The sequence below is a fragment of the Streptomyces sp. NPDC056296 genome, assembly GCF_042268605.1.
Lineage (GTDB): Bacteria > Actinomycetota > Actinomycetes > Streptomycetales > Streptomycetaceae > Streptomyces.
The window spans coordinates 113,653-140,150 of the sequence record NZ_JBHJRX010000002.1; the positions used below are offsets into that span (position 1 = coordinate 113,653).

Sequence of the window (26,498 nt, forward strand, 5' to 3'; positions counted from 1 at the left end):
AGGAACAGCACGCCCGGGAGCGACACGGCCGGGAGCAGCACGGCTCGGGCGCAACACGCCCGGAAGCGACACGGCCGGGTGCAGCACGGCTCGGGCGCAACACGCCCGGAAGCGACACGGCCGGGTGCAGCACGGCTCGGGCGCAACACGCCCGGAAGCAGCACGCCCGGGTGCAGCACGGCTCGGGAGCAGCACGCCCGGGAGCAGCACGCCCGGGTGCAGCACGGCTCGGGAGCAGCACGCCCGGGAGCAGCACGGCTCGGGAGCAGCATGCCCGGGAGCGGTACGGCTCCGGACTCGGGAGCGGTACGGCCGGGAAGCGGCTCCGCATCGCCTCCGCCGGGCAGTCGACGGCGGGTGCCTCCTACGGGGCAGGCGTGCCCGTCGCGTCTGCCGCACGGCGGTCAGGTCACTCGTCGGTCGCCACCGCGGGCAGTGCGGCGGCGGCCCGCACCCAGCCCCGGGATCCCCGGGCGAGCAGCCAGGCGGTGGTCTCCTCGGGCGGCATCGCGGCCGCGACCAGCCAGCCCTGTACGGCGTCGCAGCCGAGGTCGCGCAACCGCTCCCAGGTCTCGTCGTCCTCCACGCCCTCGGCGACGACGAGCAGGCCGAGGGAGTGCGCGAGGTCGACGGTGCAGCGCACGATCTCGGCGTCCTCGGTGTCGACGGCGAGCCGGGCCACGAACGAACGGTCGATCTTGAGCTCGCTGACCGGGAGCCGGCGCAGGTGCACGAGGGAGGAGTAGCCGGTGCCGAAGTCGTCCAGGGACATCTTGACGCCGTGCCCGGTCAGCGCGTTGAGGGTGTCGGCGGCACGCTGCGGGTCCTCCAGGAGGACGTGTTCCGTGATCTCCAGTTGGAGCGCTCCCGCGGGGACACCGTGCCGGGCCAGCCGGGCGGCCACCGCGCCCGCGAAGCCGGGGGTGTGGACGTCGCGCGGGGAGACGTTGACCGCGACCGGCACGAACAGGCCCTGGGAGCGCCAGCGGGCGACCTGTCCGAGCGCCGTCTCCAGCACGTACTCGGTGAGGTGGGGCATCAGCCCGGAGGACTCGGCGATCGCTATGAACTCGTCCGGCGGTACCTTGCCGCGCTCGGGGTGCACCCAGCGGACCAGGGCCTCAAGGCCCGCGACCTGTCCGTCGAAGCGGACCTTGGGCTGGTAGTGCAGCTGCACCTCATGGGCGTCCAGGGCCCGGCGCAGATCGCCCAGCAGCCCGAGGCGGTCCGGGGTGTTGGAGTCCCGCTTGGACTCGTAGACCTCGACGCCCGTGCGGTCCCGCTTCGCCTGGTACATCGCCACGTCCGCGCGGCGCAGCAGTCCTTCGGCGTCCAGCGCGTGGTCGGGGAAGACGGCGACTCCGGCGCTGGCCTCCAGGACGAGGGTGAGCCCGTCGAGGTCCATCGGAGAGCTGAGCGCGGCGACCAGGGCACGGGCGATCCGGGTCGCCGACGTGGTGGAGTCGGCGACGGGCAGTAAGACGGCGAACTCGTCGCCACCGAGCCGCGCGGCCTCCGCCCCGCGCGGCAGGGCCTGCCGCAGCCGGTCGGCGGTCTGCAGCAGCAGCCGGTCGCCGGCGAGGTGACCGAGTGTGTCGTTGACCGACCGGAAACGGTCGAGGTCGATCAGCATCAGGGCGGCGCGGGCGCCGATGCGCTCGGCGTCGTCCAGCGCGGTCCAGGTCCGCTCAAGGAGCCACTGCCGGTTGGGCAGGCCGGTGAGCGGGTCGCGCAGCTGCTCCTCGGCCCGGGCGCGGGCGATCCACAGGGTGGAGTCGAGGGCGATCAGCGGGATGGAGAACAGCGGCAGCAGCAGCGGCTTGGCGACCGCGACCACGCAGACCAGCGGGGCGATGCCGAGCAGGGCGACGGCGACCAGGCCCTGTCTGACCAGGGCGGTGCGGGCGACGGTGGGCAGGCCGACGCGCGGTGTCTGCAGGTACCACAACAGGGCGCGGGTGACGGCGAGGTAGGCGACCGCGACGAGCACCACCTTGGGCGCCGCGTACACCCCCCAGGTGTTGGGGTCCCAGGGGTCCTCGACGGAGGGTACGGAGCCGCAGACGCCCAGCAGCCCGGCGCCCGCGGCGATGCCGAGGATGTCCACCGCGCCGTGCAGGACGCCCTGCCGCCAGCGGCCCCGCCGGGCTATGCCGACCAGGACGACGACGGTGAGACTGACCATGCCGGCCGGAACCCAGCCGTACAGCAGCAGGACGGCGAGGGTGAGGGCGGCGCCGGATCCGGTGCCGCCCCACCAGCGGGAGCGGCCGAGCATGACCAGGTGCCCGACGACGATGCCGGTCAGCACGGCCAGGGACCAGCCGGCGGTGCCGGACGGGAAGAGGGCGTGGCCGTCGGTGAACGCCCGGTAGAAGCCGGCGCCCAGGACGAAGGCGGCGGCCGCGACGACCCCCGAGGGCAACGCCGGCCAGTGCAGGTGCCGTTCGCCGTCGGTCTCGGTGTCGGACAGGACGGAGGCATGGTGGTTGCCCGGCGGCGCGGAGCCGCGGGCGGCCGCCGCGGGATGCGGTGCGCCACCACCGCGCTGCCCGAGCCACCGGCTCACGTGCCACGCGCCCACCATGCGACGCAGGCTCAGCCGTGAGCCCGCGGCGGCGCTCTCGGTCGGTTCCATTCCCGTCCCTCTCACGGCCGGCGGTGCCCACGCCACGCGGCCCGACGCCCGACATCCATCAACGGCTCCGCGTTGGAGAACCCTTCCCCCTGCCCCTCGGGGGCAGGGGGATGCCCCGACCGCAGCTGGGCACGGCAGGCGCACACCTCAACAGTAGGCCGCGGAAGGCTTCCAGGGGCACCGGTCGTCGACGGTTGCCCGAATGCGACCCGGCCACCCGTATGCATCTGGTATGCGCCGATCGGGTGGCCTTCAACCGCTATTCCTCAGCCGAAAGTGCGACGTCGGCCGCCGCTTCGGGTCCTTGTTCGAGCAGGACGGTGAAACCGTCCTCGTTCAGAACCGGCACCTTCAGTTGCATCGCCTTGTCGTGCTTCGACCCGGGGTTGTCACCGACCACGACGAAGGACGTCTTCTTGGAGACCGATCCGGTCACTTTGGCGCCCCTGCTCTGGAGGGCGTCCTTGGCCCCGTCCCGGGTGAAGTTCTCCAGGGTGCCGGTGACGACGACGGTGAGCCCCTCCAGTGGGCGCGGCCCCTCGTCCTCCCCCGTCGACCGGTCCTCCAGCGGGACTCCGGCCGCCTTCCACTTGCGGACGATCTCCCGGTGCCACTCCTCGGCGAACCACTCCTTGACGGCGGTGGCGATGGTGCCGCCCACGCCGTCCGTGTTCGCCAACTCCTCCTCGGTGGCCTGCTCGATGCGGTCGATGGAGCGGAACTCCCGGGCGAGGGCCTGGGCGGCGACGGGTCCCACATACCGGATGGAGAGCCCGTTGAGGAAGCGGGCGAGCGGGCGGGCCTTGGCCTCCTCGATGTGCTTCAGCAGCGCGAGGGTGTTCTTCTTCGGCTCGCCCTCCTTGTTGGCGAAGACCGTGACGATCTTCTCCTCGCCGGTCTTGGGGTCGCGCTTGGGCAGCCCGCTGTCCGGGTCGAGGACGTACGCCTTGATGGGCAGCAGCTTCTCGACGGTGAGGCCGAAGAGGTCGCCCTCGTCCACCAGCGGTGGCCGGGACGGCTCCAGCGGCCCGGTCAGCGCGGCCGCCACGACGCCGCCGAAGTGCTCGATGTCCAGGCACTCCCGGCCGGCAAGGTAGGAGACGCGCTCACGCAACTGGGCGGGGCACGTACGGGCGTTGGGGCAGCGCCGGTCGATGTCGCCCTCCTTCATCGCCTTCAGCGGCGTCCCGCACTCGGGGCACTCGGTCGGCATGACGAACTCGCGCTCGCTGCCGTCGCGCAGGTCGGCGACCGGCCCGAGGATCTCCGGGATGACGTCACCGGCCTTGCGCAGCACCACGGTGTCGCCGATGAGCACGCCCTTGGCCTTGACGACCTCCTGGTTGTGCAGCGTGGCGAACTCGACCTCGCTGCCTGCCACGGTGACCGGCTCGACCTGCGCGTACGGCGTGACGCGGCCGGTTCGGCCGACGCCCACCTTGATGTCGACGAGCTTGGTGTTGACCTCCTCCGGCGCGTACTTGTACGCGATGGCCCAGCGCGGCGCCCGGGCCGTGGAGCCGAGCCGTCCCTGGAGGCGGATCTCGTCGAGCTTGACGACGACACCGTCGATCTCGTGCGCGACGGAGTGCCGGTTCTCGCCGTAGTACGCGATGAAGTCCCGTACGCCGTCGAGTCCGTCGACCACCCTGTTGTGCGGGGAGGTGGGCAGGCCCCAGGTCTTCAGGAGGTCGTAGGCCTGGGAGAGGCGGGTCATGCCCTTGAAGCCCTCCAGGACGCCGATGCCGTGGACCACCATGTGCAGCGGCCGGGTGGCGGTGACGCGCGGGTCCTTCTGGCGCAGCGAACCGGCCGCCGCGTTGCGCGGGTTGGCGAAGGGCTTGTCCCCCGCCTCGTTCAACCGCTTGTTGAGCTCCTGGAACTTCTCCATCGGGAAGTAGACCTCGCCTCGGATCTCCACGAGGTCGGGGACCTTGTCCCCCTTGAGGCGCTCCGGGATGTCGGCGATGGTGCGGACGTTGGGCGTGATGTCCTCGCCGGTGCGGCCGTCGCCGCGGGTGGCCGCGCGGACGAGGCGGCCGCGCTCGTAGGTGAGGTTGACGGCGAGTCCGTCGACCTTCAGCTCGCACAGGAAGTGGTACTCCTGCTCGCCCAGCTCCTTGGCGATCCGCTCGGTCCACGCGGCGAGTTCGTCGTCGTTGAAGGTGTTGTCGAGGGAGAGCATCCGGGAACGGTGCTCCACGGCCGTGAACTCGGTCTCGTAGGAGCCGGCGACCTTCTGGGTCGGGGAGTCCGGGGTGCGCAGCTCCGGATACTCCTCCTCCAGCTCCTCCAGGGAACGCAGCAGCCGGTCGAAGTCCGCGTCGCTGACGACGGGGGCGTCCTTCACGTAGTACCGGAAGCGGTGCTCCTCGATCTGCTCAGCGAGCTGCACGTGCTTCTCGCGCGCCTCGGCGGGCACGCTCGTCGTCTCCGCTTGCTTGTCGCCGGCCACCGTGTGGTCCTCCCGTTACTCTGGGTTGTCCGCGAGGGATCTCGCCGCCCGGGCGCAGTGAGCGAGCGCCCGGCGGGCGTACCCGGGGGACGCGCCCGCGAGTCCGCACGTCGGCGTGACGGTGACCGCCTCCGCGAGAAGCCCCGGATGCAGCCCCAGCCTGCGCCACAGCGTCCTGACACCCATGACGCTACCGGCAGGGTCTGACAATGCGCCGTCCGTCCCCGGCACGACACCGGCGAACAGCCGGGTGCCGCCTTCGACCGCCTCGCCGATCGCCTCGTCGTCACGCTCGGTGAGAAGCGAGAAGTCGAAGGAGACGCCCGCGACGCCCGCCCGGCGCAACAGGGCGAACGGCACGTCCGGTGCGCAGGAGTGGACCACGACGGGGTCGTCGCCGTGCACCCCGGCGACGTCGCGCAGGGCGGCCTCCACGACCTGGCGGTCGACGGCCCGGTGGGTGCGGTAGCCGCTGGCGCTCCGTACCTGGCCGCGCAGTACGGCGGTGAGGGACGGCTCGTCGAGCTGGAGCGCGATCCGGGCGCCCGGCACGCGGCGCCGGACCTCGGCGAGGTGCAGGCGCAGACCCTCGGCGAGCGAGGCGGCGAGGTCGCGGGACGCGCCGGCGTCGGAGAGGACCGCCTCGCCGTTGCGCAGTTCCAGGGCGGCGGCCAGCGTCCAGGGGCCGACGGCCTGGACCTTCAGCGGCCCCTCGTAGCCCTGGGTGAACTCCTCCAGCGCGTCGAGGTCCTCCCCCAGCCAGGCCCGGGCCCGCTTGGTGTCCCGTCCCGGCCGGTCGCCGAGCCGCCAGCCGCTGGGCTCCACGCGCGCGTACAGCTCGACGAGCATCCCGGCGGTGCGGCCGATCATGTCGGCGCCGGGGCCGCGGGCGGGCAGCTCGGGGAGGAAGGGGAAGTCCTCGAAGGTGCCGGTGCTGGTCTTGGCGGCCTCGCGGGCGTCGGTTCCCGGGAGGGAGCCGACGCCTGTGGCGGTGCCGAGGCGGGGGTTGTCGTTCACGGGGGAAGCGTACGCAGGTCTCCGACGGTGGGGTGGGGGTGGTTGGCGGTCGGGGCGGGTCGGGATCTCGCCCCCGCCGCCCCTTCCCGTCCCGTCCCGTCCCCCGGGCTGCCGCCCCCGGCCCCCGCTTTCGGCCTGGACGGCCTCGTCCTCAAACGCCGGACGGGCTGAGCCGATCGGCCCGGCGTTCAGAAGCGAACTCAGCGTCCTGGGCGCACCGTCAGGTCGTTGACCTCCGCGTCCCTGGGCAGGTCCAGGGCCATCAGGATCGTCGTGGCCACCGACTCGGGGTCGATCCACTTGGCGGGGTCGTACTCCTTGCCCTCCTGCTGGTGGACCTTGGCCTGCATCGGGCTGGCGGTGCGGCCGGGGTAGACCGAGGTGACGCGGACGCCGTTCGCGTGCTCCTCCTGGCGTAGGGCGTCGGCCAGGGCCTTCAGACCGTGCTTGGAGGCGGCGTAGGCGGACCAGTCGGCGTGGGCGTTGAGACCGGAGCCGGAGTTGACGAAGAGCACGTGGCCCTGGGCGACGCGGAGCTGGGGCAGGAAGAGGCGGGTCAGCTCGGCGGGGGCGACGAGGTTGACGTTGAGCTGGTTGCGCCAGGCCTTGGGGGTGAGGTCGCCGACCGGGCCGAGATCGACCACCCCGGCGATGTGCAGCAGCGAGTCCACGCGGCCGGGCAGGGTCTGGTGCGAGAAGGCCCAGGAGAGCTTGTCCGGGTCCGCCAGGTCGCCGACCAGCGTCTTCGCACCGGGGAACGCGGCCGCCAGTTCCTTCGCCCGGCCCGCGTCACGCGCGTGCAGCACGACCTCGTCGCCGCGCTCGTGCAGGCGGCGGGTCACGGCCGCGCCGATGCCGGAGCCCGCTCCGGTGATCACATGTGTAGCCATGCCCCCCATGCTCGCATCACCGCGGGCTCATTCGACGCCCTTGCTCTCCTCCAGGTAGGCCAGCGCACCGACCGGCTCCTCGGCGAAGAACACCAGCTCGGTGAGGGGGCGGGGCAGGAAGCCCTCGTCCTCCATGCGGCGGAACTGCTCCTTGAGTCCGTCGTAGAAGCCCGCCGAGTTGAGCAGGACGACGGGCTTGTCGGTGTGCCCGTGCTTCTTCAGCTCCAGGATCTCGGTCGCCTCGTCCAGCGTGCCGGTACCGCCCACCATGATCACCACGGCGTCGGCCTTCTCCAGCAGCAGCCGCTTGCGCTCGGCGAGGTCCCGCGCGATCACCATCTCGTCGGCGCCCTCGCGCGCCTTGGCCGCCAGGAAATCGACCGAGACGCCGAGCAGCCGCCCGCCGGACTCCTGCACGCCGTCGGCGACCACCTTCATCAGGCCGACGTCGGAGCCGCCCCACACAAGGGTGTGGCCGCCCTTTCCGAGCAGCTCGGCGAACTCCTTCGCGGGGCGCGTGTAGCGCTCGTCGAGGTCGGCGGCGGAGAGGAAGACGCAGATGTTCATGGGGCAACGGTACGTTCGGCGCCCCACGGGGAAGAACCCGGCTTCCGGCCGCGCTGTCATCAGGAGAACCGTCAGGAGAGCCGACCACCGAGGAGGACGATCGTGACCAAGGGACTCGAAGGACTCGAAGGACTCAAGGGACACCGCATCACCGTCGAGCCGAGCGAGCGGCACGTGCGCGTCGTACAGGGCGGGCAGGTGCTCGCGGAGAGCGACAAGGCACTGGTGCTGCGGGAGACGGGCCTTCCGGAGCGGTACTACATCCCGCCCCAGGACGTACGCCTCGACCTGCTGACCCCGTCCGACACGCACACGCACTGCCCCTTCAAGGGCGACGCGTCCTACTGGTCGCTGCCGGACGCGGCGGACGTCGTCTGGGCATACCCGGACCCGAAGTCGGAGGTGGCGGAGATCAAGGACCACCTCTGCTTCTACGAAGTCGAGGTGTCCTGACCGCTTCGTGTCCTGAGCTTCGTGTCCTGAGCGGTGAATCGCGTGCCGTAGGGCACTCTGCACAGACATGGAGAAGAAGACCCTTTCGCGCGACGGCACGCGCATCGCCTACGAACGCACCGGCCAGGGGCCCGCGGTGGTCCTCGTCAGCGGCGCCATGTCGACGGGCGCCACGGTCGCGCCCCTGGCCGCGGAGCTGTCGGGGCGTCTCGACGTCACCGTGTACGACCGCCGGGGCCGCGGCGCCAGCGGTGACACGGAGCCCTACGCGGTGGAACGCGAGATCGAGGACCTCGCCGCGCTGATCGAGGCGGTGGGCGGCGAGGCGTCGCTGTACGGAATGTCGTCGGGCGGCGCGCTGGCGCTCCGGGCGGCGGCGAGCGGACTGCCGGTGCGCCGGGTGGCCGTGTACGAGGTGCCGTACGCCATGGACGACGCCGCCGCGCGGGCCGCCGCGGAGTACCGCGAGCGGCTGACCGAGGCGCTCGGGCAGGGGCGGCGCGGGGACGCGGTGGAGCTGTTCCTGCGGTTCACCGGTCTGGCCGAGGAGATGATCCAGGGCGCCCGCCAGTCCCCGATGTGGGCCGGCATGGAGTCGGTCGCGCCGAGTCTGGCGCACGACGACGCGGCGATGGGCGACAGCCGGGTGCCCCGCTCCGAGCTCGCCTCGGTCACCGCTCCCCTGCTGGCCCTGGCGGGCGGCGCGAGCGACGCGTGGTGGCACGAGGCCGCCCGTGCGATCGCCGAGGCGGCCCCCGGCGGCACGTACGGCACCGTGGAGCGCCAGACCCACATGGTGGAGCCGGGGGTACTGGCGCCGGTGCTGGCGGAGTTCTTCGCGGCGTGAGCGGAGCGGGGTCGCGCCGGTGCCCACGCCGGCATCGTCCCGCGGCTCAGACCACGCGGCGGCTCAGACCACGCCGGCCGTCGCGCGCGTGGTGGACGCGATGGTCGCCGAGCCCACCACGCGGGTGCCGTCGTACAGCACGATCGCCTGGCCGGGGGCGACGCCGCGCACCGGCTCCCGGAACGACACCTCCAGGGCGCCGTCGAGCACTTCGGCCCGTACCTCGGTCTCGCCGCCGTGGGCGCGGAGCTGGGCCGTGTAGGTGCCGGGTCCGGTCGGGGCGGCGCCGCACCAGCGGGGCTTGATCGCCCGCAGCGCGTAGACGTCGAGGGCGTCCGCGGGGCCGACGGTCACCGTGTTGGTCACCGGTGAGATGTCCAGGACGTAGCGGGGCTTGCCGTCGGGGGCGGGGGTGCCGATCCTGAGGCCCTTGCGCTGGCCGATGGTGTAGCCGTACGCGCCCTCGTGGGTGCCGAGGCGGTTGCCGGCCTCGTCGACGATGTCGCCCTCGGAGCGGCCGAGCCGGTCGGCCAGGAAGCCCTGGGTGTCGCCGTCGGCGATGAAGCAGATGTCGTGCGAGTCGGGCTTCTTGGCGACCGCCAGATTCCGGAGCTCGGCCTCCGCGCGGATCTCGTCCTTGGTGGTGAGCGTGTCGCCGAGCGGGAACATCGCGTGCGCGAGCTGGCGGTCGTCCAGCACGCCGAGGACGTAGCTCTGGTCCTTGGCCATGTCGGAGGCGCGGTGCAGCTCGCGGGTGCCGTCCTCCCGACGGACCACCTGGGCGTAGTGGCCGGTGCAGACGGCGTCGAAGCCGAGGGCCAGCGCCTTGTCGAGCAGCGCGGCGAACTTGATCTTCTCGTTGCAGCGCAGGCAGGGGTTCGGGGTGCGGCCGGCCTCGTACTCGGCGACGAAGTCCTCGACCACGTCCTCGCGGAAGCGGTCGGCGAGGTCCCACACGTAGAACGGGATGCCGATGACGTCCGCGGCGCGGCGGGCGTCGCGCGAGTCCTCGATGGTGCAACAGCCCCGCGCGCCCGTGCGGAAGGATTGCGGGTTCGCGGAGAGCGCGAGGTGGACGCCGGTCACGTCGTGCCCCGCCTCGGCCGCGCGGGCGGCGGCGACGGCGGAGTCGACTCCGCCCGACATGGCGGCGAGGACGCGGAGGGGACGGGTGCGCTGCGGGGTCTCAGTCATAACCCTTCCAGGGTAAGGGGAGGCGGGAACCGGAGCGCGCGAGTATGCGTTGAAGATCGCATGGGGGCGAAGCACGAATCCAGAAGCGCATCCACCGGCGGGTCCGACAACGGGCCGGTCGGCGGGTCCGGCGGTTCCAAGGACGCGGACCGGCGCATCGGCCGTCGGGCGCTGATCGTCGGCGGCACGGCGGCGGCCGTGGGCACGGCGGCGCTGGCCCGTGACGAGCTGGCCCGCCTGTGGTGGCGCGTGCCGGGAGTGGAGCGGCCCCGCGAGGCGGGCGCGGTCGACTACAGCGGCGCGCGGTGGGTGGCGGCGTCGGACGAGAACTGGCGGCGAGCCGACCGGCCCGACGACTTCGGCGTCGACATGGTGATCGTCCATGTCACGCAGGGCAGTTTCGCGAGCGCGGTCAGGGCGTTCCAGGACCCGGGGCACAAGGCGGCCACGCACTACATCGTCGGGCAGGACGGGCGCGTCACGCAGATGATCCGCGAGCTGGACGTGGCGTACCACGCGGGCAACCGCGACTACAACGAGCGCAGTGTCGGCATCGAGCACGAGGGCTTCGTGGACCGCCCGCAGGACTTCACCGACGAGATGTACGCGGCCTCCGCGCGGCTGACGGCGGGGATCTGCGCGCGGTACGAGATACCCCTGGACCGCGAGCACATCATCGGCCACGTGGAGGTGCCGGGCACCGACCACACCGATCCGGGGCCGCACTGGGACTGGGACCGGTACCTGAAGCTGGTGCGCCGGGCGGCGACGAGCGCGGCCCCCTCCCCCGGCGCCTCGAAGAGCGCCTGACCCCCACCCGCGCGTCGGCTACGTCAGCCCCGCCGCCCTGGCCCGTTCCACCGCGGGGCCGATGGCCTTGGCGAGCGCCTCGACGTCGGCCTCCGTGGAGGTGTGGCCGAGGGAGAAGCGCAGCGTGCCGCGGGCCAGGTCGGGGTCGGTGCCGGTGGCCAGCAGGACGTGGCTGGGCTGGGCGACGCCCGCGGTGCAGGCGGAGCCGGTGGAGCACTCGATGCCCTGGGCGTCGAGCAGGAGGAGCAGGGAGTCGCCCTCGCAGCCGGGGAAGGTGAAGTGGGCGTTGGCCGGGAGACGGCCCTCCGGTGCCGGGTCGCCGCCGAGGATCGCGTCCGGCACCGCCGTACGGACCGCGTCGACCAGGTCGTCGCGCAGGGCGCCGATCTCGCGGGCGAACCAGTCGTGCTGCCCGGCGGCGAGGCGGCCGGCGACCGCGAAGGAGGCGACGGCGGGGACGTCGAGGGTGCCGGAGCGGACGTGGCGTTCCTGGCCGCCGCCGTGCAGGACCGGTACGGGGCTGTACTCGCGGCCCAGCAGCAGCGCGCCGATGCCGTAGGGGCCGCCGATCTTGTGGCCGGAAACCGTCATCGCGGCGAGCCCGGAGGCGGCGAAGTCGACCGGGAGCTGGCCGACCGCCTGGACCGCGTCGGCGTGCAGCGGCACGTCGAACTCGGCGGCCACGTCGGCGAGTTCACGGACCGGCATGATCGTACCGATCTCGTTGTTGGCCCACATGACGGTGGCGAGGGCCACGTCGGCGGGGTCGCGGGCGATGGCCTCGCGCAGCGCCTCGGGGTGGACGCGGCCGTGGGCGTCGACCGGCAGGTACTCGATCGTCGCGCCCTCGTGTTCGCCGAGCCAGTGCACGGCGTCGAGGACCGCGTGGTGCTCGACGGGGCTGGCCAGGACCCGGGTGCGGGCCGGGTCGGCGTCGCGGCGGGCCCAGTACAGGCCCTTGACGGCGAGGTTGTCGGCCTCGGTGCCGCCGGAGGTGAGGACCACCTCGCTGGGGCGGGCGCCGAAAGCTTCGGCGAGGGTCTCGCGGGCCTCCTCGACGGTGCGCCGTGCGCGGCGGCCGGACGCGTGGAGGGAGGAGGCGTTGCCGGTGACGCTCAGGTGCGCGGTGAGTGCCTCGACTGCCTCGGGAAGCATCGGGGTGGTCGCGGCGTGGTCGAGGTAAGCCATGGTGCGGCCGATTCTACGGGGCGGTGCCGCCCGGCCTCAGATCAAGGTTGGCCTCTTCGTGGTCGCCCCTCTTCACGGCCCTCAGAGACTCCACGACATCGTGTTGTCGGCGGCCATGAACGCCACCAGGACCAACAGGTCGGCGATGCCCAGCCCGAGGCCGAGGAGGGCCCGGCCGCGCCGGGCGGTGCCGCGCCACAGGGCGACGCTCGCGAGCGCGATGGCCATCGGACCGAGGAAGACGTTGAGGACGAGCAGACCGAGCAGGCCGAGGACGAAGGAGGCGACGGCCATGCCGTCGGTGTCCCGGATGCCGGTCCGGCGGGTGGTGGCCGGTGCGGTGAGCTGCATGGTGTTCTCCCTGCCGTGCGTCAGTGGGCGGAGGTGCTCCGTCGGCGGCCGTGCCGCTCGCGGAGCGCGAAGATGCCGAGCCAGACGGCGATGACCAGGCCGACGGCGACGGAGAAGGTGAGCGGTGCGTGGGCGACGGTGCCCAGCATCACGCCGAGGAGCAGAAGTGCGGCGACGAGAAACAGCATGGAGCGGATCCCCCAACCTTGGGTGAACGGTTGTAGTTACAATTGTTCACTGACTATCCAGTCTAGCGCGCCGCACGGCTTTGCAATTCCAGAGAACAGTTGTTAACTGCATGGTATGAGTCACACTCCCGGGGTTCGGCAGGCCCAGAAGCAGAAGACCCGGCAGGCGCTCATGGACGCGGCCCTCGGACTGCTGGAGGAGCAGAGCCTGAGCAGCCTGGGCCTGCGCGAGGTCACCCGTGCCGTGGGCGTCGCCCCGACCGCCTTCTACCGGCACTTCCCCTCCGTCGCCGATCTCGGCGTGGCACTGGTCGAGGAAGCGCTGGGCAGCCTGCATCCGATGATCCGGACCACGGTGTCGCCGGCCGAGGACAGCGACGAACGCATCGCCCGCGCGGTCGAGCTGATCGCCGGCCATGTGGCCGCGCACCCCGCTCACGTCCGGTTCATCGCCCGCGAACGGCACGGCGGGGTCCAGCCGGTGCGGGACGCCATACGGGAGCAACTGGCCCGGTTCGCCCAGGAGGTGAAGACCGAGCTGGCCAAGGACCCCGTGTCGGCCGGCTGGAGCGACGCCGATCTGCTGATGCTCGCGGGTCTGTACGTCGACCAGATGCTCGTCACGGGCTCCCTGTTCCTGGAGGCGCTGGAAGCCCAGGAGACCGAGGACGCTCAGGAGGCTCCCGACGAGGTGCGCAGGCGCGCCGCCGACACCGCGACCCGGCAGATGCGGCTGATCAGCATCGGCCGTCGGCACTGGCTGGACTGACGGTCCCTCGACCGCCGGCGGACACGCATCGGACCAAGACGCCGGAGGCGGACACGCCTCGGACCGGGGCGCCGGAGGCGGGCACGCACCGGACCGGGACGCCGGAGGCGGACACGCACCGGACCGGGACGCCGGAGGCGGACAGGGCCTCGACGTCCCGGTGGGCGGTACGGCCGGACTTCACGGGGCGCCGGCGCACCCCCGGGGACCGCCGGTCAGCCGAGCCGGACCCGGGCGAGCTGGCGGGACTGGGCCACCAGTCGGTCGGCGCTGTCCCAGACCTCGGCGTCCTCCTCCAGGAAGCCGCCGGCGAGGTTGCGGGTGGCGATGGAGACGCGCAGGGGGCCCGGCGCCGGGCGGCACCGCACGTGCGCGGTGAGCTCGACCGTCGGCACCCAGCCCTTGAGCCCCAGCTCGAAGGCGGTCGGGGGCAGCGCGTCCACCGCGAGGAGCATGGACAGGGGGTCGGCGTCGCGGCCGTCGGCGAGCCCGAACCAGGCCCGCATCTCGCCCCGGCCGGACGGCTGCCCGAGCGCCCAACCCAGCGTCACGGGGTCCAGCTTGAGCATCAGCCGGTCGGCGATGGCCGAGCTGCCCTCGACGGGGGCGGGGCCGTCCTCCGGACCGAAGCACTGGTCCAGCGGCGGGATCGCGGGCGGCTTCGCCGAGGTACGGACGTCGTCGGGCAGCGTGTCGAGGTCGCCGTAGGAGGCGAGGACGCGGATGCGCTCTACCTCGTTGCCCTCGTCGTCGTACTGGAAGAGGGAGGCCTGGCCGGTGGAGAGGGTGCGCCCCGTACGGACGGCCTCCGTGCGCACGACCGCCGGGCCCGGCCGGGAGGCGGTGAGGTAGTGCGCCGAGATGGTGAAGGGGTCGGGGTGCGGGAGTGCGTCCCCGAGGGCGCGACCCAGGACGGCCAGCAGATAGCCGCCGTTGACGGCGTTGATGATCGTCCAGCCGGCGGAGAGGTCGATGTCGTAGACACCCGGGGCGCGCCGGGTGACGGCGGTGTCCCGGTCGAACTCGCTGTCACCGATGGTGGCCCGCGTGGCCGCTGCGGAGGCTGCTTCTGGCATGGGTGCACGGTACAACACATAAATACTAAGCGGTAGCTTTTCCCGTTCCCCGCCGGGATCTCAACCCCGCTCCCGGAGGTACGCCTCCAGTTCGGCGGCACCCGTCAGCATCGCCCGTCCGCGGGCGGACACCCGGTCGTGCCAGTCGCGCAGGGTGGCCTCCAGCGGCTCCAGCCCGCCGGCGGACCGCACCTGCGCGAGCACGGGGGCGATCTGCTCCAGCAGGTAGCCACCCCGCCTGAGTTGGTGGGCCAGCCGGGCGTCCCGTACGTCGGCCTCGTCGTAGACGCGGTACCCGGTGAGCGGGTCACGGCGGGGGCGGACCAGGCCGGCCCGCTCCCACTTGCGCAGCGTCGCGGGCCGGATGCCGAGCTCCGCCGCCAGCGGCCCGACGAATGTGCCGCCTGAACCGGACGCGGCCGCCCTCGGGACGGGCACCGTGGTGGGCGCCAGGTCGCGCAGCGCGTCCTCCACGGCCCGGAGTGTGCGCCGGTCGTCGAGCAGTTGGGCGTGGCTCTCGTCGATGAGCCGGTACGCCTCGTCCACGGCACCCCGGTTCACGGCCCGCATGATCGACGCCGCCACCCGGTGACCGTGGCCGGACACCAGGGCGAGGAACGCGCCCAGCGCCCGCGCGTGCAGCGGGGTGTAGGTGCGGTATCCGTGCGCCGTGCGGCCGGCGTCCGGGAGGATGCCGGCCTCCTCGTAGTTCCGGACGGCCTGCGTGGACAGACCGTGCCCGCGCGCCAGGTCGATCGGTCTGAGCTTGCCACCGCTTTGAAGCTTCTGAGCCATGACCCGGACAGTATCGCCGCAAAGCTTCAACCGAAAGTTCAACGATACGGTTGAAGGCATGATGAACACTGGCATCAAGGACACCGCCCACCCCGTCGAGGCCGCCGCCGTCATGAGGCTGCTCCCCGCCCGGCCCCGGCTGCTCGCCCTGGGCGAGCCCACCCATGGCGAGGACACTCTGCTCGCGGTGCGCAACGACCTCTTCCGGCAGCTCGTCGAGGAGGAGGGCTACCGGACGATCGCGATCGAGAGCGACTGCCTGATGGGCCTGGTCGTGGACGACTACGTCACCTCGGGTACGGGCACCCTCGACGAGGTCATGGAGCGCGGGTTCAGCCACGGATGGGGCGCGTACCCGGGCAACCGCGAGCTCGTGCACTGGATGCGCGCCCACAACGAGCGCGTCCGCCGAGACGGCCGGCCCGCCTCCGAGCGGATCCGCTTCGCCGGTTTCGACGGACCGCTGGAGATCACCGGCGCCGCGAGCCCCCGCCAGGCCCTCACCGCGCTCCACGGCTACCTCGCGGCCCGGGTGGACGCGGACCTGCTCCCGTGCACCGCGGAAACGCTCGACCACCTGCTCGGCGCCGACGACCGGTGGACCGAGCCCGCCGCGATGACGGAGCCGGCCCGGTCCGTGGGGCGGTCGGCCGAGGCCCGGGAGCTGCGGCTGCTCGCCGACGACCTGGTGTCGCTGCTCGACGAGCAGACGCCGCACCTGCTCGCGGCGACCTCACGGGACGAGTGGGACCGGGCGTGCCTGTACGGGCGCACCGCGACCGGCCTGCTGACGTACCACCACTGGATGGCCGACACCTCACCGGCCCGCATGAACCGGCTGCTGGGCGTGCGGGACCGGATGATGGCCGAGAATCTCCTCGCGCTCGCCGACCGGGGCCCGGCACTCGTCCACGCCCAGAACTCCCATCTCCAGCGGGGGAAGAGCTCGATGCGGATGTGGCAGGGGCCGGTGGAGTGGTGGAGCGCCGGTGCGCTGGTGAGCGCCCGGCTCGGCGACGCGTACGCCTTCGTCGCCACGGCTCTCGGCACGATCCGGCACCAGGGAGTGGGCACCCCGCCGCCGGACACCGTCGAAGGACTCCTGTACGGACTCCCGGAGGACCGGTGCGTCGTCGCCCCCTCCCGGCTGGCCACCGCCCTCGGCGACCCGCTGCCCGCGCCCCGCGTGTCCCCCTGGTTCGGCTACGCCTCGCTCGACCCCGGCCACCTGGCCGCGATCGACGGTCTGGTGTTCGTCAAGGACGTAGCGCCCAGCTAAGGGGTGTCTCAATCCCCCTCCGTCACCGTCGACCGCCGGTTCCAGGCGCGCGGCGCCCGCCAGTGGAACCGCAGGGCGAGCAGGCGCAGGACGAAGGCCGTGACCACCGCGAGCCCCGTGGTGAACGAGGTGAGGGCGTCGTAGCGGATGCACAGGGCGACCATGGTGGCGCCGACGATGGCGGGGACGGCGTACAGGTCGCGGTCCCAGCGCAGCAGCGACGGCACCTCGTTGGCCAGCACGTCCCGCAGTACGCCGCCGCCCACGGCGGTGGCCAGGCCCAGGCAGGCGGAGGCGGTCAGGCCGAGCCCGTAGTCGTACGCCTTGGTCGTGCCCGCGACGCAGAACAGGCCGAGACCGGCCGCGTCGAAGATGTTCACGCCGGCCTGGAGGCGCTCCACATGGGGGTGGAGGAAGAAGACCAGCAGGGTGGCGAAGAGCGGGGTGATGAAGTACCCCAGGTCCGTGAAGGCCGCGGGCGGTACGGCGCCGATGACCAGGTCCCGGAAGAGCCCGCCGCCCAGCGCGGTGACCTCGGCGAGGACGGCGATGCCGAAGACGTCGAAGTTCTTGCGTACGGCCAGCAGCGCGCCCGAGATGGCGAAGACGAAGATGCCGATCAGGTCGAGCGTGTGCTGGACGGTGGGGCTGAAGAGTTGCTCGTACACCCCGACATTCTCACCTGCCGGTGAGCCCCCGCCTTACGAACGAAGGCGGGGGCGCACCGGCGGGACCCCCTGGGTCACTTCTCCTTGGCGGGAGGCTCCTCGTCGGCCGACCCGGCAGACTCGGAACGCTCGGCAGGCTCGACGCCGGCCTCGGCCTCCGTCGCCTCGGCCTCCGTCGCCGCCCCGGCCTCCGTCGCCCCGACCTCCGCGGCCACCGCCGCCGAAGTCGCCGCCGACTCCGCCAGCGCCTTCTCGGACACCAGCTCCGCCGCCTCCTTGGCGTCGGAGAGCAGGACGACGTCCTGCGGGGCCTGGTCCTCGAAGTTCTCCGGGTGGTGGCAGGCCACCTGCTGACCGGGGCGCAGCTCCTTCAGCGGCGGCTCGGTCGTCTTGCAGATCTCCGTCGCCTTCCAGCACCGGGTGTGGAAGCGGCACCCGCTCGGCGGGGAGATCGGCGAGGGCACGTCGCCCTTGAGCAGGATGCGCTCGCTCTTGGTCGACTTGCGCGCGGGGTCCGGGATCGGGACCGCCGACATCAGCGCCTTGGTGTACGGGTGCATCGGCGACTTGTAGAGCAGGTCGCGGTCGGCCAGCTCCATGATCTTGCCGAGGTACATCACCGCGATCCGGTCCGAGACGTGCCGGACGACGGACAGGTCGTGCGCGATGATCACGTACGTCAGGCCCAGCTCGGTCTGGAGGTCGTCGAGCAGGTTGACCACCTGGGCCTGGATCGACACGTCGAGCGCGGAGACCGGCTCGTCGGCCACGACCAGCTTCGGGTTCAGCGCGAGCGCGCGGGCGATGCCGATGCGCTGGCGCTGACCGCCGGAGAACTCGTGCGGGTAGCGGTTGTAGTGCTCGGGGTTGAGACCGACCACCGACAGCAGCCGCTGCACCTCCTTCTTGACGCCGCCCTCGGGCTCGACGCCCTGGAGCTTGAAGGGGGCGCTGATGATCGTGCCGATGGTGTGGCGCGGGTTCAGCGAGGAGTACGGGTCCTGGAAGATCATCTGCACGTCGCGGCGCAGCGGACGCATCCCGCCGACCCCGAGGTGGGTGATGTCCTTGCCCTCGAACTCGACCTTGCCGGCGGTCGGCTCCAGGAGCCGGGTGATGAGCCGGCCCATGGTCGACTTGCCGCAGCCCGACTCGCCCACGACACCGAGGGTCTCGCCGGACTTCACCTCGAAGTCGATGCCGTCGACGGCGCGCACGGCGCCGACCTGGCGCTGCAGCAGGCCCTTCTTGATCGGGAAGTGCTTCTGCAGCCCGGTCACCTTCAGCAGGGTCTCGCCGGGGGCGGCGTCCTTGGTGAGGGTGGCGGTGCCGGCGGCCTCGCTCTGTGTGCCGTCGCTCTGCGCAGGGATGGCCACTGCTTCGTCCTTGGCGTTCTCGCTCACAGCTTCGGCGCAATCTCTTCGGTCCAGATACGCTCCCGCTGCTCCTGCGACATGTGGCAGGCGGCCCAGTGCTTGCTGCCGACCTCGGCCAGCTCGGGGCGGACCGTGCGGGTGATGTCGTCCTTGGGCACGTCGGCGTACGGGCAGCGCGGGTTGAAGGCGCAGCCGGACGGCAGGTTGATGAGAGAGGGCGGGGAGCCCTTGACCGGGATGAGGCGTTCCTGCTGGTCGCGGTCGAGCCGCGGCATCGAGCCGAGCAGGCCCCAGGTGTAGGGGTGCCGGGGCTCGTAGAACACCTTCTCCGCCGGGCCTCGCTCGACGCACCGGCCGCCGTACATCACCAGGAGGTCGTCGGCCAGCTCGGCGACGACGCCCAGGTCGTGGGTGATGATGATGACCGCGGAGCCGAACTCCGTCTGCAGATCGCGGATCAGGTCGAGGATCTGCGCCTGGACGGTCACGTCCAGGGCGGTCGTCGGCTCGTCCGCGATGAGCAGCTCGGGGTTGTTGACCAGCGACATCGCGATCATCGCGCGCTGGCGCATACCGCCGGAGAACTCGTGCGGGTAGCTGTCCACCCGCTTGTCCGGCTGCGGGATGCCGACACGGTCGAGCATCTCCACGGCGCGGCGCTTGGCGGTCTTCTTGTCCACGTCGTGGTGGACGCGGTACGCCTCCACGATCTGCTGGCCGATCGTGTAGTACGGGTGCAGCGCGGACAGCGGGTCCTGGAAGATCATCGACATCTGCCGGCCGCGCAGCTTGCGCACCTCGTCGGGGTCGGCGGACAGCAGCTCGGTGCCGTCCAGCCAGATCTCGCCCGTGATCTGCGCCTTGCGCCTGCCGTACTGGCCGGCGGTGTGCAGGCCCATGATGCCGAGCGAGGTCACCGACTTGCCGGAGCCGGACTCGCCGACGATGCCGAGGGTCTTGCCCTTCTCCAACTGGAAGCTGAGCCCGTCGACGGACTTGACCAGGCCGTCGTCGGTCGGGAAGTGCACCTTCAGGTCGCGTACTTCCAGGAAGGCCTTCGGTGTGGGCGAGGTACCGGTGGGCTCGCCCACGGCTGCTCCGCTCTTGCTGAGTTCGGTCATGCGAGCCTCACTCGGGGGTCGATCACGGCGTACAGGATGTCCACCACGAGGTTGGCGATCAGCACCGCGAGAGAAGTGATCAGGACGACGCCCAGGATAAAGGGCAGGTCCTGGTTCTGGATCGCGTCCAGCACCTTCTGGCCGAGGCCGGGGAGACTGAACGTGGTCTCGGTCAGGATCGCGCCGCCCATGAGGGCGCCGAGGTCCATGCCGAGCATGGTGAGCAGCGGGGTCAGGGTCGACCGCATGGCGTGCTTGCGGATGACGACCTGCTCCTTGAGGCCCTTGGCGCGCGCGGTGCGGATGTAGTCCTCGCCGAGGATCTCCATCATGGTGGCCCGGGTGATCCGGGCGTACATCGCGGCGTACAGGAAGGCCAGGGTGACCCAGGGCAGGATCATGCCGCCGAGCCAGCCGGTGAGGCTGTCCTCCAGTGGCACGAACTCACCGCTGATCCACCCCAGTCCGTAGGAGAAGATCGCCAGGCTGAGCAGACCGGTGAAGTAGATGGGGAGGGAGACGCCCGCCAGGGCGACGACCATCGCACCGCGGTCCCACAGGGTGCCCCGCTTGAGCGCGGAGAGCACACCGGCGGCGAGACCGAAGATCAGCCACAGGACGGCCGCACCGAGCGCGAGAGCCAGGGTCACCGGGAAACGCTCGGTCAGTACCGGCCACACGGCCTGCTCGGTGCGGAAGGAGTAGCCGAAGCACGGCGCGGAGCAGTTGGTGACGTCGCCGCCGGCCGCGTAGGTGCGGCCCGCGAAGATGCCCTTGAAGAACTCCCAGGCCTGGACGAAGACCGGGTCGCCCAGACCCAGCTTCTGTCGCACACCCTCGACGGCGGCAGGGTCGGCCTGCTTGCCCACGAAGCTCAGGGCGACGTCGACGCCGGCCCACTTGGGGACGAGGAAGAAGATGCCGAAGACCACCAGAATGATGACCACCAGCATCACTGCGGCGGCGAACAGCCGCCTGATGAGATAAGCGAGCACGGGTTGCGGCCCGCTGCGGATCGCGGGCCGCCGGAGGTCTTCCGGCGGCCCACGGTCACGCCGCGCCGGCCTTCACCTGCCTTTCGTGCCGTACGGCGGGTGTACCGGTTACTTCTTGGGGTTCTTCAGGCCGAGGTTGACGAAGTCGTACATACCGCTGTAGCCGTCGGTGGTGTACACGTTCGCCAGTCGGCTGGAACGCCAGTTGATGAACTTCTCGAAGACGAAGGGCAGGTAGTACGCGCCCTCCATCACCTTGTGGTTGATCTGCGTCGCGATCTTGGCCTTGCCCGCGTCGTCCAGCTGGGTCAGGTAGTCCGCGAAGAGACCGTCGATCTCCTTGTCGTTGATCATCGCGAAGTTGTTGTTCGCGCTGTCGAGGATGTAGTCGCTGTGCCACAGCGGCAGACCGTAGCCCTGCACGGACGGGAAGTCCGGGCCCCAGCCCATGATGATGATGCCGTAGCCCTTCTTCTTCACGTTCGAAGGGCTGCCGACGGTGCTGGCGTACTGGGCGCCGTCGTACTGGTCGATCTCGACGTCGATGCCGACCTTCTTCAGCGACGCCTGGAGGGACTCGGCGGTGGCCACCTCGACCGGCTTGTTGTTGCGGACGGCGATGGTGGTCTTGAACCCGTTGGGCTTGCCGCAGGCCTTCAGCTCTTCCTTGGCCTTCTCGACGTTGCCCTTCTTGTTCTCACCGGCCATGCCGTACGGGTCGTACTTCTGGCCCTCGGAGCCCGGGACGGACGGCGGCAGCATGTTGGTGCCGATGTCGCCACCGGCGACCGGGCCGCCGCGCGCGGTCTGCAGCGAGACGTGGTCGGCCCCGTAGAGCACGGCCTTGCGGCAGTGGATGTTGTCGAACGGCTTCACGTTCTGCGGGAACGAGGCGTACCGGATGTAACCCGAGACCGGGTTGTCCAGGTTGCCCTTGTGCTCCTTCAGGGCGGTGGTGCGGCCCTGCGGGGACAGACCGGTCTGGGCCAGGTCGAGGTCGTAGTCGCCGGCGATCAGGCGGGCGTCCAGGTCGTTGGCGTTGGAGAAGAACTTGATCGTGATCTTGTCCGGGTACGCCTTGCGGACCGGGTCCGACGCCTGGTTCCACTCGGTGTTGCGGACCAGGGTGAGGTCCTTGCCCGGGTTGTAGGACTCGAACTTGTACGGGCCCGAGGAGAACGGGCGCAGCGTGTACTTGGCCTTGGTGTCCTTGTCCTGGCGGACCGGGGACGCCGAGGTCAGCGCGAGCATCTCCTCGAAGTCGGAGTTGGCCTGCGGCAGCTTGAAGACGATGGTCTTGTCGTCCGGCGTCTCGATCGCCTTCAGGCCCAGCTTGTCCTTGGACTTGTCCTTGTACGGACCCTGGTACTCGTCCTTCGGGTCTAGCACCTCCTTGAGGTACGTCGGACCGCCGGACAGCACGTCCTGCGCCCAGACGCGCTCGATGCCGTACTTGACGTCCTTGGAGGTGATCGGCTTGCCGTCCTCCCAGGTGATGCCGTCACGCAGGGTGTAGGTGTAGGTCTTGCCGTCGTCCGAGACCTTGGCGAGCCCGGTGGCGAGGTCCGGCGTGACCTCGGCGCCCGCGGCGCCCGGCTCGGTCTTGTTCGTGACGAGCTGGCGGCTGTAGTAGCGGGAGAAGTTCCACATGAAGCCGTAGTAGCCGCGCGTGGTGTCCCACGAGTCGGCGTCCTGCGTGCTGGCGAACTTCAGCGTCCCGCCCTTCTTGGCCTGGGCGGCCTGGGCGACCTTGTTGTTGGCCGCGTCGAAGCCGGGCGCGCCGTTCTTCGAGCCGCCGTTGCCGCTGTCGTCGCCGCCGCCGCCGCACGCCGCGGTGGTCAGCAGCGCGGCGACCACTGCGGCAGCGGCCAAAGCCTGCTTGCGCCGCCCTGAGGTGCGTTGGGTAGTCACGATCTCGGATCCTCCGGATTAGATGAGAGACCCCGTGCTGGTGCCACGGGTCGCTTGCCGGTACGGCAGGTCAGCGGGAGCCCTTCGGGTCCAGCGCGTCGCGTACGCCGTCCCCGAAGAGGTTGAAGGCAAGAACGGTGATGAAGATCGCCACACCCGGGATCACCATGTACATGGGATCCGACTTGTAGTAGTCGATCGCGCTCGAGAGCATCTGTCCCCAGGACGAGGTGGGCGGCTTGACGCCCACGCCCAGGAAGCTGAGTGCCGCCTCGGTCAGGATGTTGGTGGGGATCATCATCGTGGTGTAGACGATGATCGGCGCCACCAGGTTGGGCAGCAGTTCCTTGAACAGGATGTAGAACCGTCCGGCTCCCAGGGACCGGGCCGCCTCGACGTACTCGCGTTCACGCATCGAGAGCGTCTGGCCGCGGACCACGCGACCGATGTAGGGCCAGCCGAAGAAGCCGATGACCAGGATCATCATGAGCAGACGCACGCCCGTGCCGCTCAGTCCCAGCATGTTGTCGGGCATGACGGAGACCAGCGCGATGATGAACAGCAGCTGCGGGAAGGCCAGCAGGCCGTCCATGACCCGGCTGATGAGGGCGTCGACCCAGCCGCCGAAGAAGCCGGCCAGCACACCCAGGACGGTGCCGATGACCACGGCGACGAGCGCGGACAGGAAGCCGACGAGCAGCGAGATCCGGGCGCCGTGGACGATGCGGGCGAAGACGTCGCGGCCGTTGACCGGTTCGACACCGAGCCAGTGCTCGCCGCTGATGCCGCCCAGGGACCCCGTGGGGGTGCCGAACAGCGGGTCGATCGCATCCTCGTTGAACGAGTTGGGATCTTGCCCGTAGAGGGAGGTGATCGCGGGCGCGAGCACCGCGATCACGATGAGAACGAGCACCACGATGCCGCCCGTGAGGGCCAGCTTGTCCCGTTTCAGTCGCTCCCAGGCGATCCGGCCCAGGGAACGCCCCTGTACCGCCTTGGCGTCGGCGCCGGCAACCGCCGCTTCCTCGGCCGCACTCGGGGCCGCTTCCGCGGTCGGCTCGTGCAATGGTGCCGTCATCTGGCAGGGACCCCTCTCAACCGGCGGTAGCCGGCCCGCACTTGCCGCTGTAGCGGCGTGATCAGTCCGTCGTACACAGGGGCGGACAGCCACCCCTTGTTGCGGGAGTCTTCAACGCTTTGGCGATCTGTAGCCAGACTTGACGGGGAATGGATGCGCAACCGTGATGCTGTTTGAGGTGTTCCGTTATCCGGACACTGGGTAACGGGGGCCGGACGCGGACGAGTTGGGACATCGAGGACAGGGTGGGTCCTTACGCCCTCGTCTACGCGCGAAGATGTCCGCCCACCGGTGGCGGGACGGGCCCTGCGACGGTCAGTACCGGCCCCCGGCCGGAGGGTATCCGTACCCGCCCGCGGGTGCCTGGGCGGGGGCGGCCACGTGGGCCTCGCGGTCGTAGAAGGGGCGGACGTGGGCGCGCAGCCACATGGCGACCGGGTCGTGGGTGTCGGTCATCGCCACCGTCGACACCGGCAGCCCGTCCGGCACCGCGCCGACGGACTGCTGCATCATCCCGCGCACCGCGTCGACGGCCGGCGGCGAGGTGTCGTACACGTCGAGGCCGATGGCGAGATAGGGCGCGCCCAGCGCAGGCTGCACCCAGGCGCGGCGGAGCGCGCGGACCGCCGGGGTGCGGTGGGCGTTCTGCGCGAGCAGGGCGTAGAACTGCGGGACCTCGATGGCCGGTTCGGACAGGCGCAGAGGTCCGGCGGGCTGGCGGTCCAGGCCGGAGGCGATGCGGCGCAGGTCCAGCCAGGGGATGCCGACGCCGCCGCCGGGGGCGTGCGGGTTGAGCCAGAGGCCGTAGTGGTCGGGGTAGAGGGCGCGGGCCACCTCAAGGCCGTCGACCACCTCGTACGACCGGTTCCAGCCGCTGGCCGACAGCTCCTGGGCGGAGGTGACGCAGGGCGCGTAGCCGTAGCCTTCGACCTCCATGTTCCCGTACTGGGCGTCCGGGGAGCCGGCCTGGCCGTGCCAGAGCAGCATCCAGACCTGGCCGGAGGTGGGGGTGGCGAGGGCGCGCAGCAGGGCCTCGTAGGCGTCGTAGCGCCCGGGCGTCACCTGGCGCAGCATGTGCTCGACCTGTCCGGTCGTGGTGCCGCTGGCGCTCACGTGTATCGCCCCTTCGAGAAGTTCCCGGTTGTGGAACCAGCTTAAGGCTCCGCCGGGTGGGGGGCGCCTATGAGCTCGGGGGGTGCGGTTGTCTTGCGTCTGCGGGTGCGTTGTGGCTGATCGCGCCGTTCCCCGCGCCCCTTCGGGGCGCCCCTCCGCCCGGCGTTCACATGTCCTGGCCGTAGAAGGGGCGGACGTTCGCCCGCATCCAGTCGCAGACCGGGTCCTGGGCTGCCTCCAGGAGGACCAGGTTGACCTGGGTCTTCAGGGGGGCCTTGGCCAGGGCGCGGCCCAGGGCGTCCAGGGGGAGGGCACGGGCGTCGTCCTCCCAGTGGGTGAGTTCGACGCCGACGAACATGACGGGGTCGGCGGTCTCGACGGCGGCCAGGCAGCGGCGGGCGGTGCGGACGACGCCGACGGCGGCGAACTCGGCGGAGGCCGCGGCCAGGAAGTCCACCGGGTCGTCCTGCCAGTCCGGCTCGAAGAGGCGGACCCGGCCGCCGGACGCGGGCCCGTCCAGCGGGGTGCGGCCGGCCCGGCACAGCTCGGCCACGGCCGGCGGCGGCAGCGGGACGCCGACCACGCCGTCCGGGTTCACGGCGATGCCGACCTGCGGGGGCAGGCCGCGGGCGAACTCGGCGGCGGGGGCGATGGTGTACGCCATCTGCGCGCCGGCGACCTGGCGGAGCTGCTCCTCGGAGCTGAACACCGGCACGTAGGCCTGGCCCTCGATCTCCAGCGAGGGCAGGTCGAGGGGGCCGCTGTTCGGGCCGCCGCCGTTCGGCAGGGGTATCCACACGAAGCTGCGGCCGAGCACCTCCACGATCCGGCCGCCGGCGCCCGGCACGCCGAGGGAGGCGGACAGCACCTCCTCCAGCTCGTTGCCGGGCCACCCGCCGTGCGGGTGGGGGTGCGCCTGTGCCGGGAAGTCCATCTGCCTACCTACCGCCTGCCTGGTACCGCTGCTGTGGCTGAAAAGGCTAACCCGTTCGGCCCCGCCGCCCTACGGTGCGTCACCCCGTGAAGGCGATGCGGCGCAGCGTGTCCGCCGCCGCCCGGTCCAGGAGGATCGCCGAGGTGCAGCCGGCGGGCAGGGTGCCCTCGGTCACCGCGCGCAGCAGGCGGGTGTTGGCCGTGCGGTGGCGCAGGAACGCGTACCGCGACACGCCCCGGCCGCGCTCGCGCTGGCCGGCCAGGGCCTCGTCGGCGTCGACGTCGAGGAGCAGCAGGTGCAGGGTGCCGTCACGGCGGCGGGCCTCGCGGGCCAGCCAGCCGCGCACCCAGGCCTGGGTGCCGCAGTCGTGCACGACGACGCCCTCGCCGGAGCGCAGCGCCCCGCGCAGTCCGGCGTAGTGGGCGAGGCGGACGAAGGGGCGGTAGAGCCCGTACGGCAGGAAGCGCGGCATGCGGCGGTCCCAGCGGTCGCGGGTGTCCTGGGAGTCGATGCGCGGTCCGCGTACGGTGCGCTCCATCAGCGTGGACTTGCCGCTGCCGGGCAGGCCGGTGATCACCACCAGGTCCCGGGGTCCGAAGAGCAGGGCGTGCGGGCTGCGGCCGTCCCGGTCCCGCAGGTCGCGGACGACGGGTGCGGGCAGTTCGGCGCACGCCTCCGGTGCCGGGGCGACGGGCTGCTTGGGCAGCGCGAGACCCGAGGTCGTGGCGTACACCGTGGTCCTGTTCACCGTGATCGTCCTCCCCTGGGGCGGTTCACGAGTCACC

General features: G+C 71.5%; 25 protein-coding genes. 5 read left to right on the top strand and 20 right to left on the bottom strand.

Annotation, left to right across the window (positions count from 1 at the left end; translation table 11 throughout):
• Positions 1-409 precede the first annotated feature (409 nt).
• From ACFCZF_RS02165 to ACFCZF_RS02185, 5 genes are all read right to left on the bottom strand, one after another.
• Entirely contained in the window at positions 410-2,638 is a 2,229-nt protein-coding gene (locus ACFCZF_RS02165; protein WP_376670002.1) for a putative bifunctional diguanylate cyclase/phosphodiesterase, read from the bottom strand.
• 259 nt (positions 2,639-2,897) lie between these two features.
• Positions 2,898-5,093, bottom strand: coding sequence for an NAD-dependent DNA ligase LigA (ligA, locus tag ACFCZF_RS02170; RefSeq protein ID WP_376670003.1), 2,196 nt, complete (start codon positions 5,091-5,093; stop codon positions 2,898-2,900).
• A 15-nt stretch (positions 5,094-5,108) separates the two neighbouring features.
• Positions 5,109-6,110, bottom strand: coding sequence for a methionine synthase (locus ACFCZF_RS02175; protein WP_376670004.1), 1,002 nt, complete (start codon positions 6,108-6,110; stop codon positions 5,109-5,111).
• Positions 6,111-6,310: 200 nt separating this feature from the next.
• Entirely contained in the window at positions 6,311-7,009 is a 699-nt protein-coding gene (locus ACFCZF_RS02180) for an SDR family oxidoreductase (protein WP_376670005.1), read from the bottom strand.
• Positions 7,010-7,027: 18 nt separating this feature from the next.
• Positions 7,028-7,567, bottom strand: coding sequence for a TIGR00730 family Rossman fold protein (locus ACFCZF_RS02185; RefSeq protein ID WP_376670006.1), 540 nt, complete (start codon positions 7,565-7,567; stop codon positions 7,028-7,030).
• A gap of 102 nt (positions 7,568-7,669) precedes the next feature.
• On the opposite strand from ACFCZF_RS02185, the gene ACFCZF_RS02190 reads away from it, so the two are divergent.
• Both ACFCZF_RS02190 and ACFCZF_RS02195 read left to right on the top strand, forming a co-directional pair.
• Positions 7,670-8,020, top strand: coding sequence for a DUF427 domain-containing protein (locus ACFCZF_RS02190; RefSeq protein ID WP_376670007.1), 351 nt, complete (start codon positions 7,670-7,672; stop codon positions 8,018-8,020).
• 67 nt (positions 8,021-8,087) lie between these two features.
• On the top strand, positions 8,088-8,867 hold the full coding sequence (locus ACFCZF_RS02195; RefSeq protein WP_376670008.1) for an alpha/beta fold hydrolase: 780 nt from the start codon (positions 8,088-8,090) through the stop codon (positions 8,865-8,867).
• A gap of 63 nt (positions 8,868-8,930) precedes the next feature.
• Here the strand turns inward: ACFCZF_RS02195 and mnmA are convergent, their stop codons facing one another.
• A complete protein-coding gene (mnmA, locus tag ACFCZF_RS02200) occupies positions 8,931-10,061 on the bottom strand; it encodes a tRNA 2-thiouridine(34) synthase MnmA (protein ID WP_376670009.1) in 1,131 nt (376 codons plus the stop codon).
• Positions 10,062-10,121: 60 nt separating this feature from the next.
• On the opposite strand from mnmA, the gene ACFCZF_RS02205 reads away from it, so the two are divergent.
• Complete coding sequence (locus ACFCZF_RS02205; RefSeq protein WP_376670010.1) at positions 10,122-10,871, top strand: N-acetylmuramoyl-L-alanine amidase; 750 nt, start codon at positions 10,122-10,124, stop codon at positions 10,869-10,871.
• An 18-nt stretch (positions 10,872-10,889) separates the two neighbouring features.
• Here ACFCZF_RS02205 and ACFCZF_RS02210 read toward each other — a convergent pair whose 3' ends face one another.
• From ACFCZF_RS02210 to ACFCZF_RS02220, 3 genes are all read right to left on the bottom strand, one after another.
• Positions 10,890-12,059, bottom strand: a complete 1,170-nt coding sequence (locus ACFCZF_RS02210) for a cysteine desulfurase family protein (RefSeq protein ID WP_376670011.1) — start codon at positions 12,057-12,059, stop codon at positions 10,890-10,892.
• 81 nt (positions 12,060-12,140) lie between these two features.
• A complete protein-coding gene (locus ACFCZF_RS02215; RefSeq protein ID WP_376670012.1) occupies positions 12,141-12,410 on the bottom strand; it encodes a DUF4190 domain-containing protein in 270 nt (89 codons plus the stop codon).
• A 20-nt stretch (positions 12,411-12,430) separates the two neighbouring features.
• Positions 12,431-12,598, bottom strand: coding sequence for a hypothetical protein (locus tag ACFCZF_RS02220; protein WP_121749306.1), 168 nt, complete (start codon positions 12,596-12,598; stop codon positions 12,431-12,433).
• 115 nt (positions 12,599-12,713) lie between these two features.
• On the opposite strand from ACFCZF_RS02220, the gene ACFCZF_RS02225 reads away from it, so the two are divergent.
• Positions 12,714-13,367: a TetR family transcriptional regulator gene (locus tag ACFCZF_RS02225; protein ID WP_375908659.1), complete on the top strand. Its 654-nt coding sequence runs from the start codon at positions 12,714-12,716 to the stop codon at positions 13,365-13,367.
• Positions 13,368-13,582: 215 nt separating this feature from the next.
• Here ACFCZF_RS02225 and ACFCZF_RS02230 read toward each other — a convergent pair whose 3' ends face one another.
• Complete coding sequence (locus ACFCZF_RS02230) at positions 13,583-14,443, bottom strand: thioesterase family protein (protein ID WP_376670013.1); 861 nt, start codon at positions 14,441-14,443, stop codon at positions 13,583-13,585.
• Positions 14,444-14,503: 60 nt separating this feature from the next.
• On the bottom strand, positions 14,504-15,238 hold the full coding sequence (locus tag ACFCZF_RS02235) for a TioE family transcriptional regulator (RefSeq protein ID WP_376670014.1): 735 nt from the start codon (positions 15,236-15,238) through the stop codon (positions 14,504-14,506).
• Between the two features lie 61 nt (positions 15,239-15,299).
• On the opposite strand from ACFCZF_RS02235, the gene ACFCZF_RS02240 reads away from it, so the two are divergent.
• Complete coding sequence (locus ACFCZF_RS02240; protein WP_376670128.1) at positions 15,300-16,517, top strand: erythromycin esterase family protein; 1,218 nt, start codon at positions 15,300-15,302, stop codon at positions 16,515-16,517.
• Positions 16,518-16,525: 8 nt separating this feature from the next.
• Here the strand turns inward: ACFCZF_RS02240 and ACFCZF_RS02245 are convergent, their stop codons facing one another.
• The 9 genes from ACFCZF_RS02245 to ACFCZF_RS02285 all read right to left on the bottom strand — a co-directional run bounded on the left by ACFCZF_RS02245 (position 16,526) and on the right by ACFCZF_RS02285 (position 26,461).
• Positions 16,526-17,185, bottom strand: coding sequence for a trimeric intracellular cation channel family protein (locus tag ACFCZF_RS02245; RefSeq protein WP_376670015.1), 660 nt, complete (start codon positions 17,183-17,185; stop codon positions 16,526-16,528).
• A gap of 74 nt (positions 17,186-17,259) precedes the next feature.
• Positions 17,260-18,588: an ABC transporter ATP-binding protein gene (locus ACFCZF_RS02250; protein WP_376670016.1), complete on the bottom strand. Its 1,329-nt coding sequence runs from the start codon at positions 18,586-18,588 to the stop codon at positions 17,260-17,262.
• Positions 18,585-19,682, bottom strand: a complete 1,098-nt coding sequence (locus tag ACFCZF_RS02255) for an ABC transporter ATP-binding protein (protein WP_376670017.1) — start codon at positions 19,680-19,682, stop codon at positions 18,585-18,587. The genes ACFCZF_RS02250 and ACFCZF_RS02255 overlap by 4 nt, the downstream gene beginning before the upstream one ends.
• Entirely contained in the window at positions 19,679-20,677 is a 999-nt protein-coding gene (locus ACFCZF_RS02260) for an ABC transporter permease (RefSeq protein ID WP_375908638.1), read from the bottom strand. Before ACFCZF_RS02260 ends, ACFCZF_RS02255 begins: the two co-directional genes overlap by 4 nt.
• Positions 20,678-20,785: 108 nt before the next feature.
• On the bottom strand, positions 20,786-22,588 hold the full coding sequence (locus ACFCZF_RS02265) for an ABC transporter substrate-binding protein (RefSeq protein WP_376670018.1): 1,803 nt from the start codon (positions 22,586-22,588) through the stop codon (positions 20,786-20,788).
• A gap of 70 nt (positions 22,589-22,658) precedes the next feature.
• Positions 22,659-23,666 (bottom strand): ABC transporter permease, encoded by a 1,008-nt coding sequence (locus ACFCZF_RS02270; protein WP_375908632.1) that lies wholly within the window; start codon positions 23,664-23,666, stop codon positions 22,659-22,661.
• Between the two features lie 315 nt (positions 23,667-23,981).
• On the bottom strand, positions 23,982-24,779 hold the full coding sequence (locus ACFCZF_RS02275; protein WP_376670019.1) for an enhanced serine sensitivity protein SseB C-terminal domain-containing protein: 798 nt from the start codon (positions 24,777-24,779) through the stop codon (positions 23,982-23,984).
• Between the two features lie 166 nt (positions 24,780-24,945).
• Entirely contained in the window at positions 24,946-25,713 is a 768-nt protein-coding gene (locus ACFCZF_RS02280) for an enhanced serine sensitivity protein SseB (protein ID WP_376670020.1), read from the bottom strand.
• 79 nt (positions 25,714-25,792) lie between these two features.
• A complete protein-coding gene (locus ACFCZF_RS02285; RefSeq protein WP_376670021.1) occupies positions 25,793-26,461 on the bottom strand; it encodes an AAA family ATPase in 669 nt (222 codons plus the stop codon).
• Positions 26,462-26,498: the final 37 nt, after the last annotated feature.

Coding starts and splice junctions, on each gene's coding strand:
- ACFCZF_RS02235 (WP_376670014.1), bottom strand. CDS start 15,238: ATGGCTCAGAAGCTTCAAAGCGGTGGCAAGCTCAGACCGATCGACCTG.
- ACFCZF_RS02180 (WP_376670005.1), bottom strand. CDS start 7,009: ATGGGGGGCATGGCTACACATGTGATCACCGGAGCGGGCTCCGGCATC.
- ACFCZF_RS02185 (WP_376670006.1), bottom strand. CDS start 7,567: ATGAACATCTGCGTCTTCCTCTCCGCCGCCGACCTCGACGAGCGCTAC.
- ACFCZF_RS02225 (WP_375908659.1), top strand. CDS start 12,714: ATGAGTCACACTCCCGGGGTTCGGCAGGCCCAGAAGCAGAAGACCCGG.
- ACFCZF_RS02255 (WP_376670017.1), bottom strand. CDS start 19,682: ATGACCGAACTCAGCAAGAGCGGAGCAGCCGTGGGCGAGCCCACCGGT.
- ACFCZF_RS02240 (WP_376670128.1), top strand. CDS start 15,300: ATGAACACTGGCATCAAGGACACCGCCCACCCCGTCGAGGCCGCCGCC.
- ACFCZF_RS02195 (WP_376670008.1), top strand. CDS start 8,088: ATGGAGAAGAAGACCCTTTCGCGCGACGGCACGCGCATCGCCTACGAA.
- ACFCZF_RS02165 (WP_376670002.1), bottom strand. CDS start 2,638: ATGGAACCGACCGAGAGCGCCGCCGCGGGCTCACGGCTGAGCCTGCGT.
- ACFCZF_RS02230 (WP_376670013.1), bottom strand. CDS start 14,443: ATGCCAGAAGCAGCCTCCGCAGCGGCCACGCGGGCCACCATCGGTGAC.
- ACFCZF_RS02280 (WP_376670020.1), bottom strand. CDS start 25,713: ATGGACTTCCCGGCACAGGCGCACCCCCACCCGCACGGCGGGTGGCCC.
- ACFCZF_RS02205 (WP_376670010.1), top strand. CDS start 10,122: ATGGGGGCGAAGCACGAATCCAGAAGCGCATCCACCGGCGGGTCCGAC.
- ACFCZF_RS02220 (WP_121749306.1), bottom strand. CDS start 12,598: ATGCTGTTTCTCGTCGCCGCACTTCTGCTCCTCGGCGTGATGCTGGGC.
- ACFCZF_RS02270 (WP_375908632.1), bottom strand. CDS start 23,666: ATGACGGCACCATTGCACGAGCCGACCGCGGAAGCGGCCCCGAGTGCG.
- ACFCZF_RS02210 (WP_376670011.1), bottom strand. CDS start 12,059: ATGGCTTACCTCGACCACGCCGCGACCACCCCGATGCTTCCCGAGGCA.
- ACFCZF_RS02215 (WP_376670012.1), bottom strand. CDS start 12,410: ATGCAGCTCACCGCACCGGCCACCACCCGCCGGACCGGCATCCGGGAC.
- mnmA (WP_376670009.1), bottom strand. CDS start 10,061: ATGACTGAGACCCCGCAGCGCACCCGTCCCCTCCGCGTCCTCGCCGCC.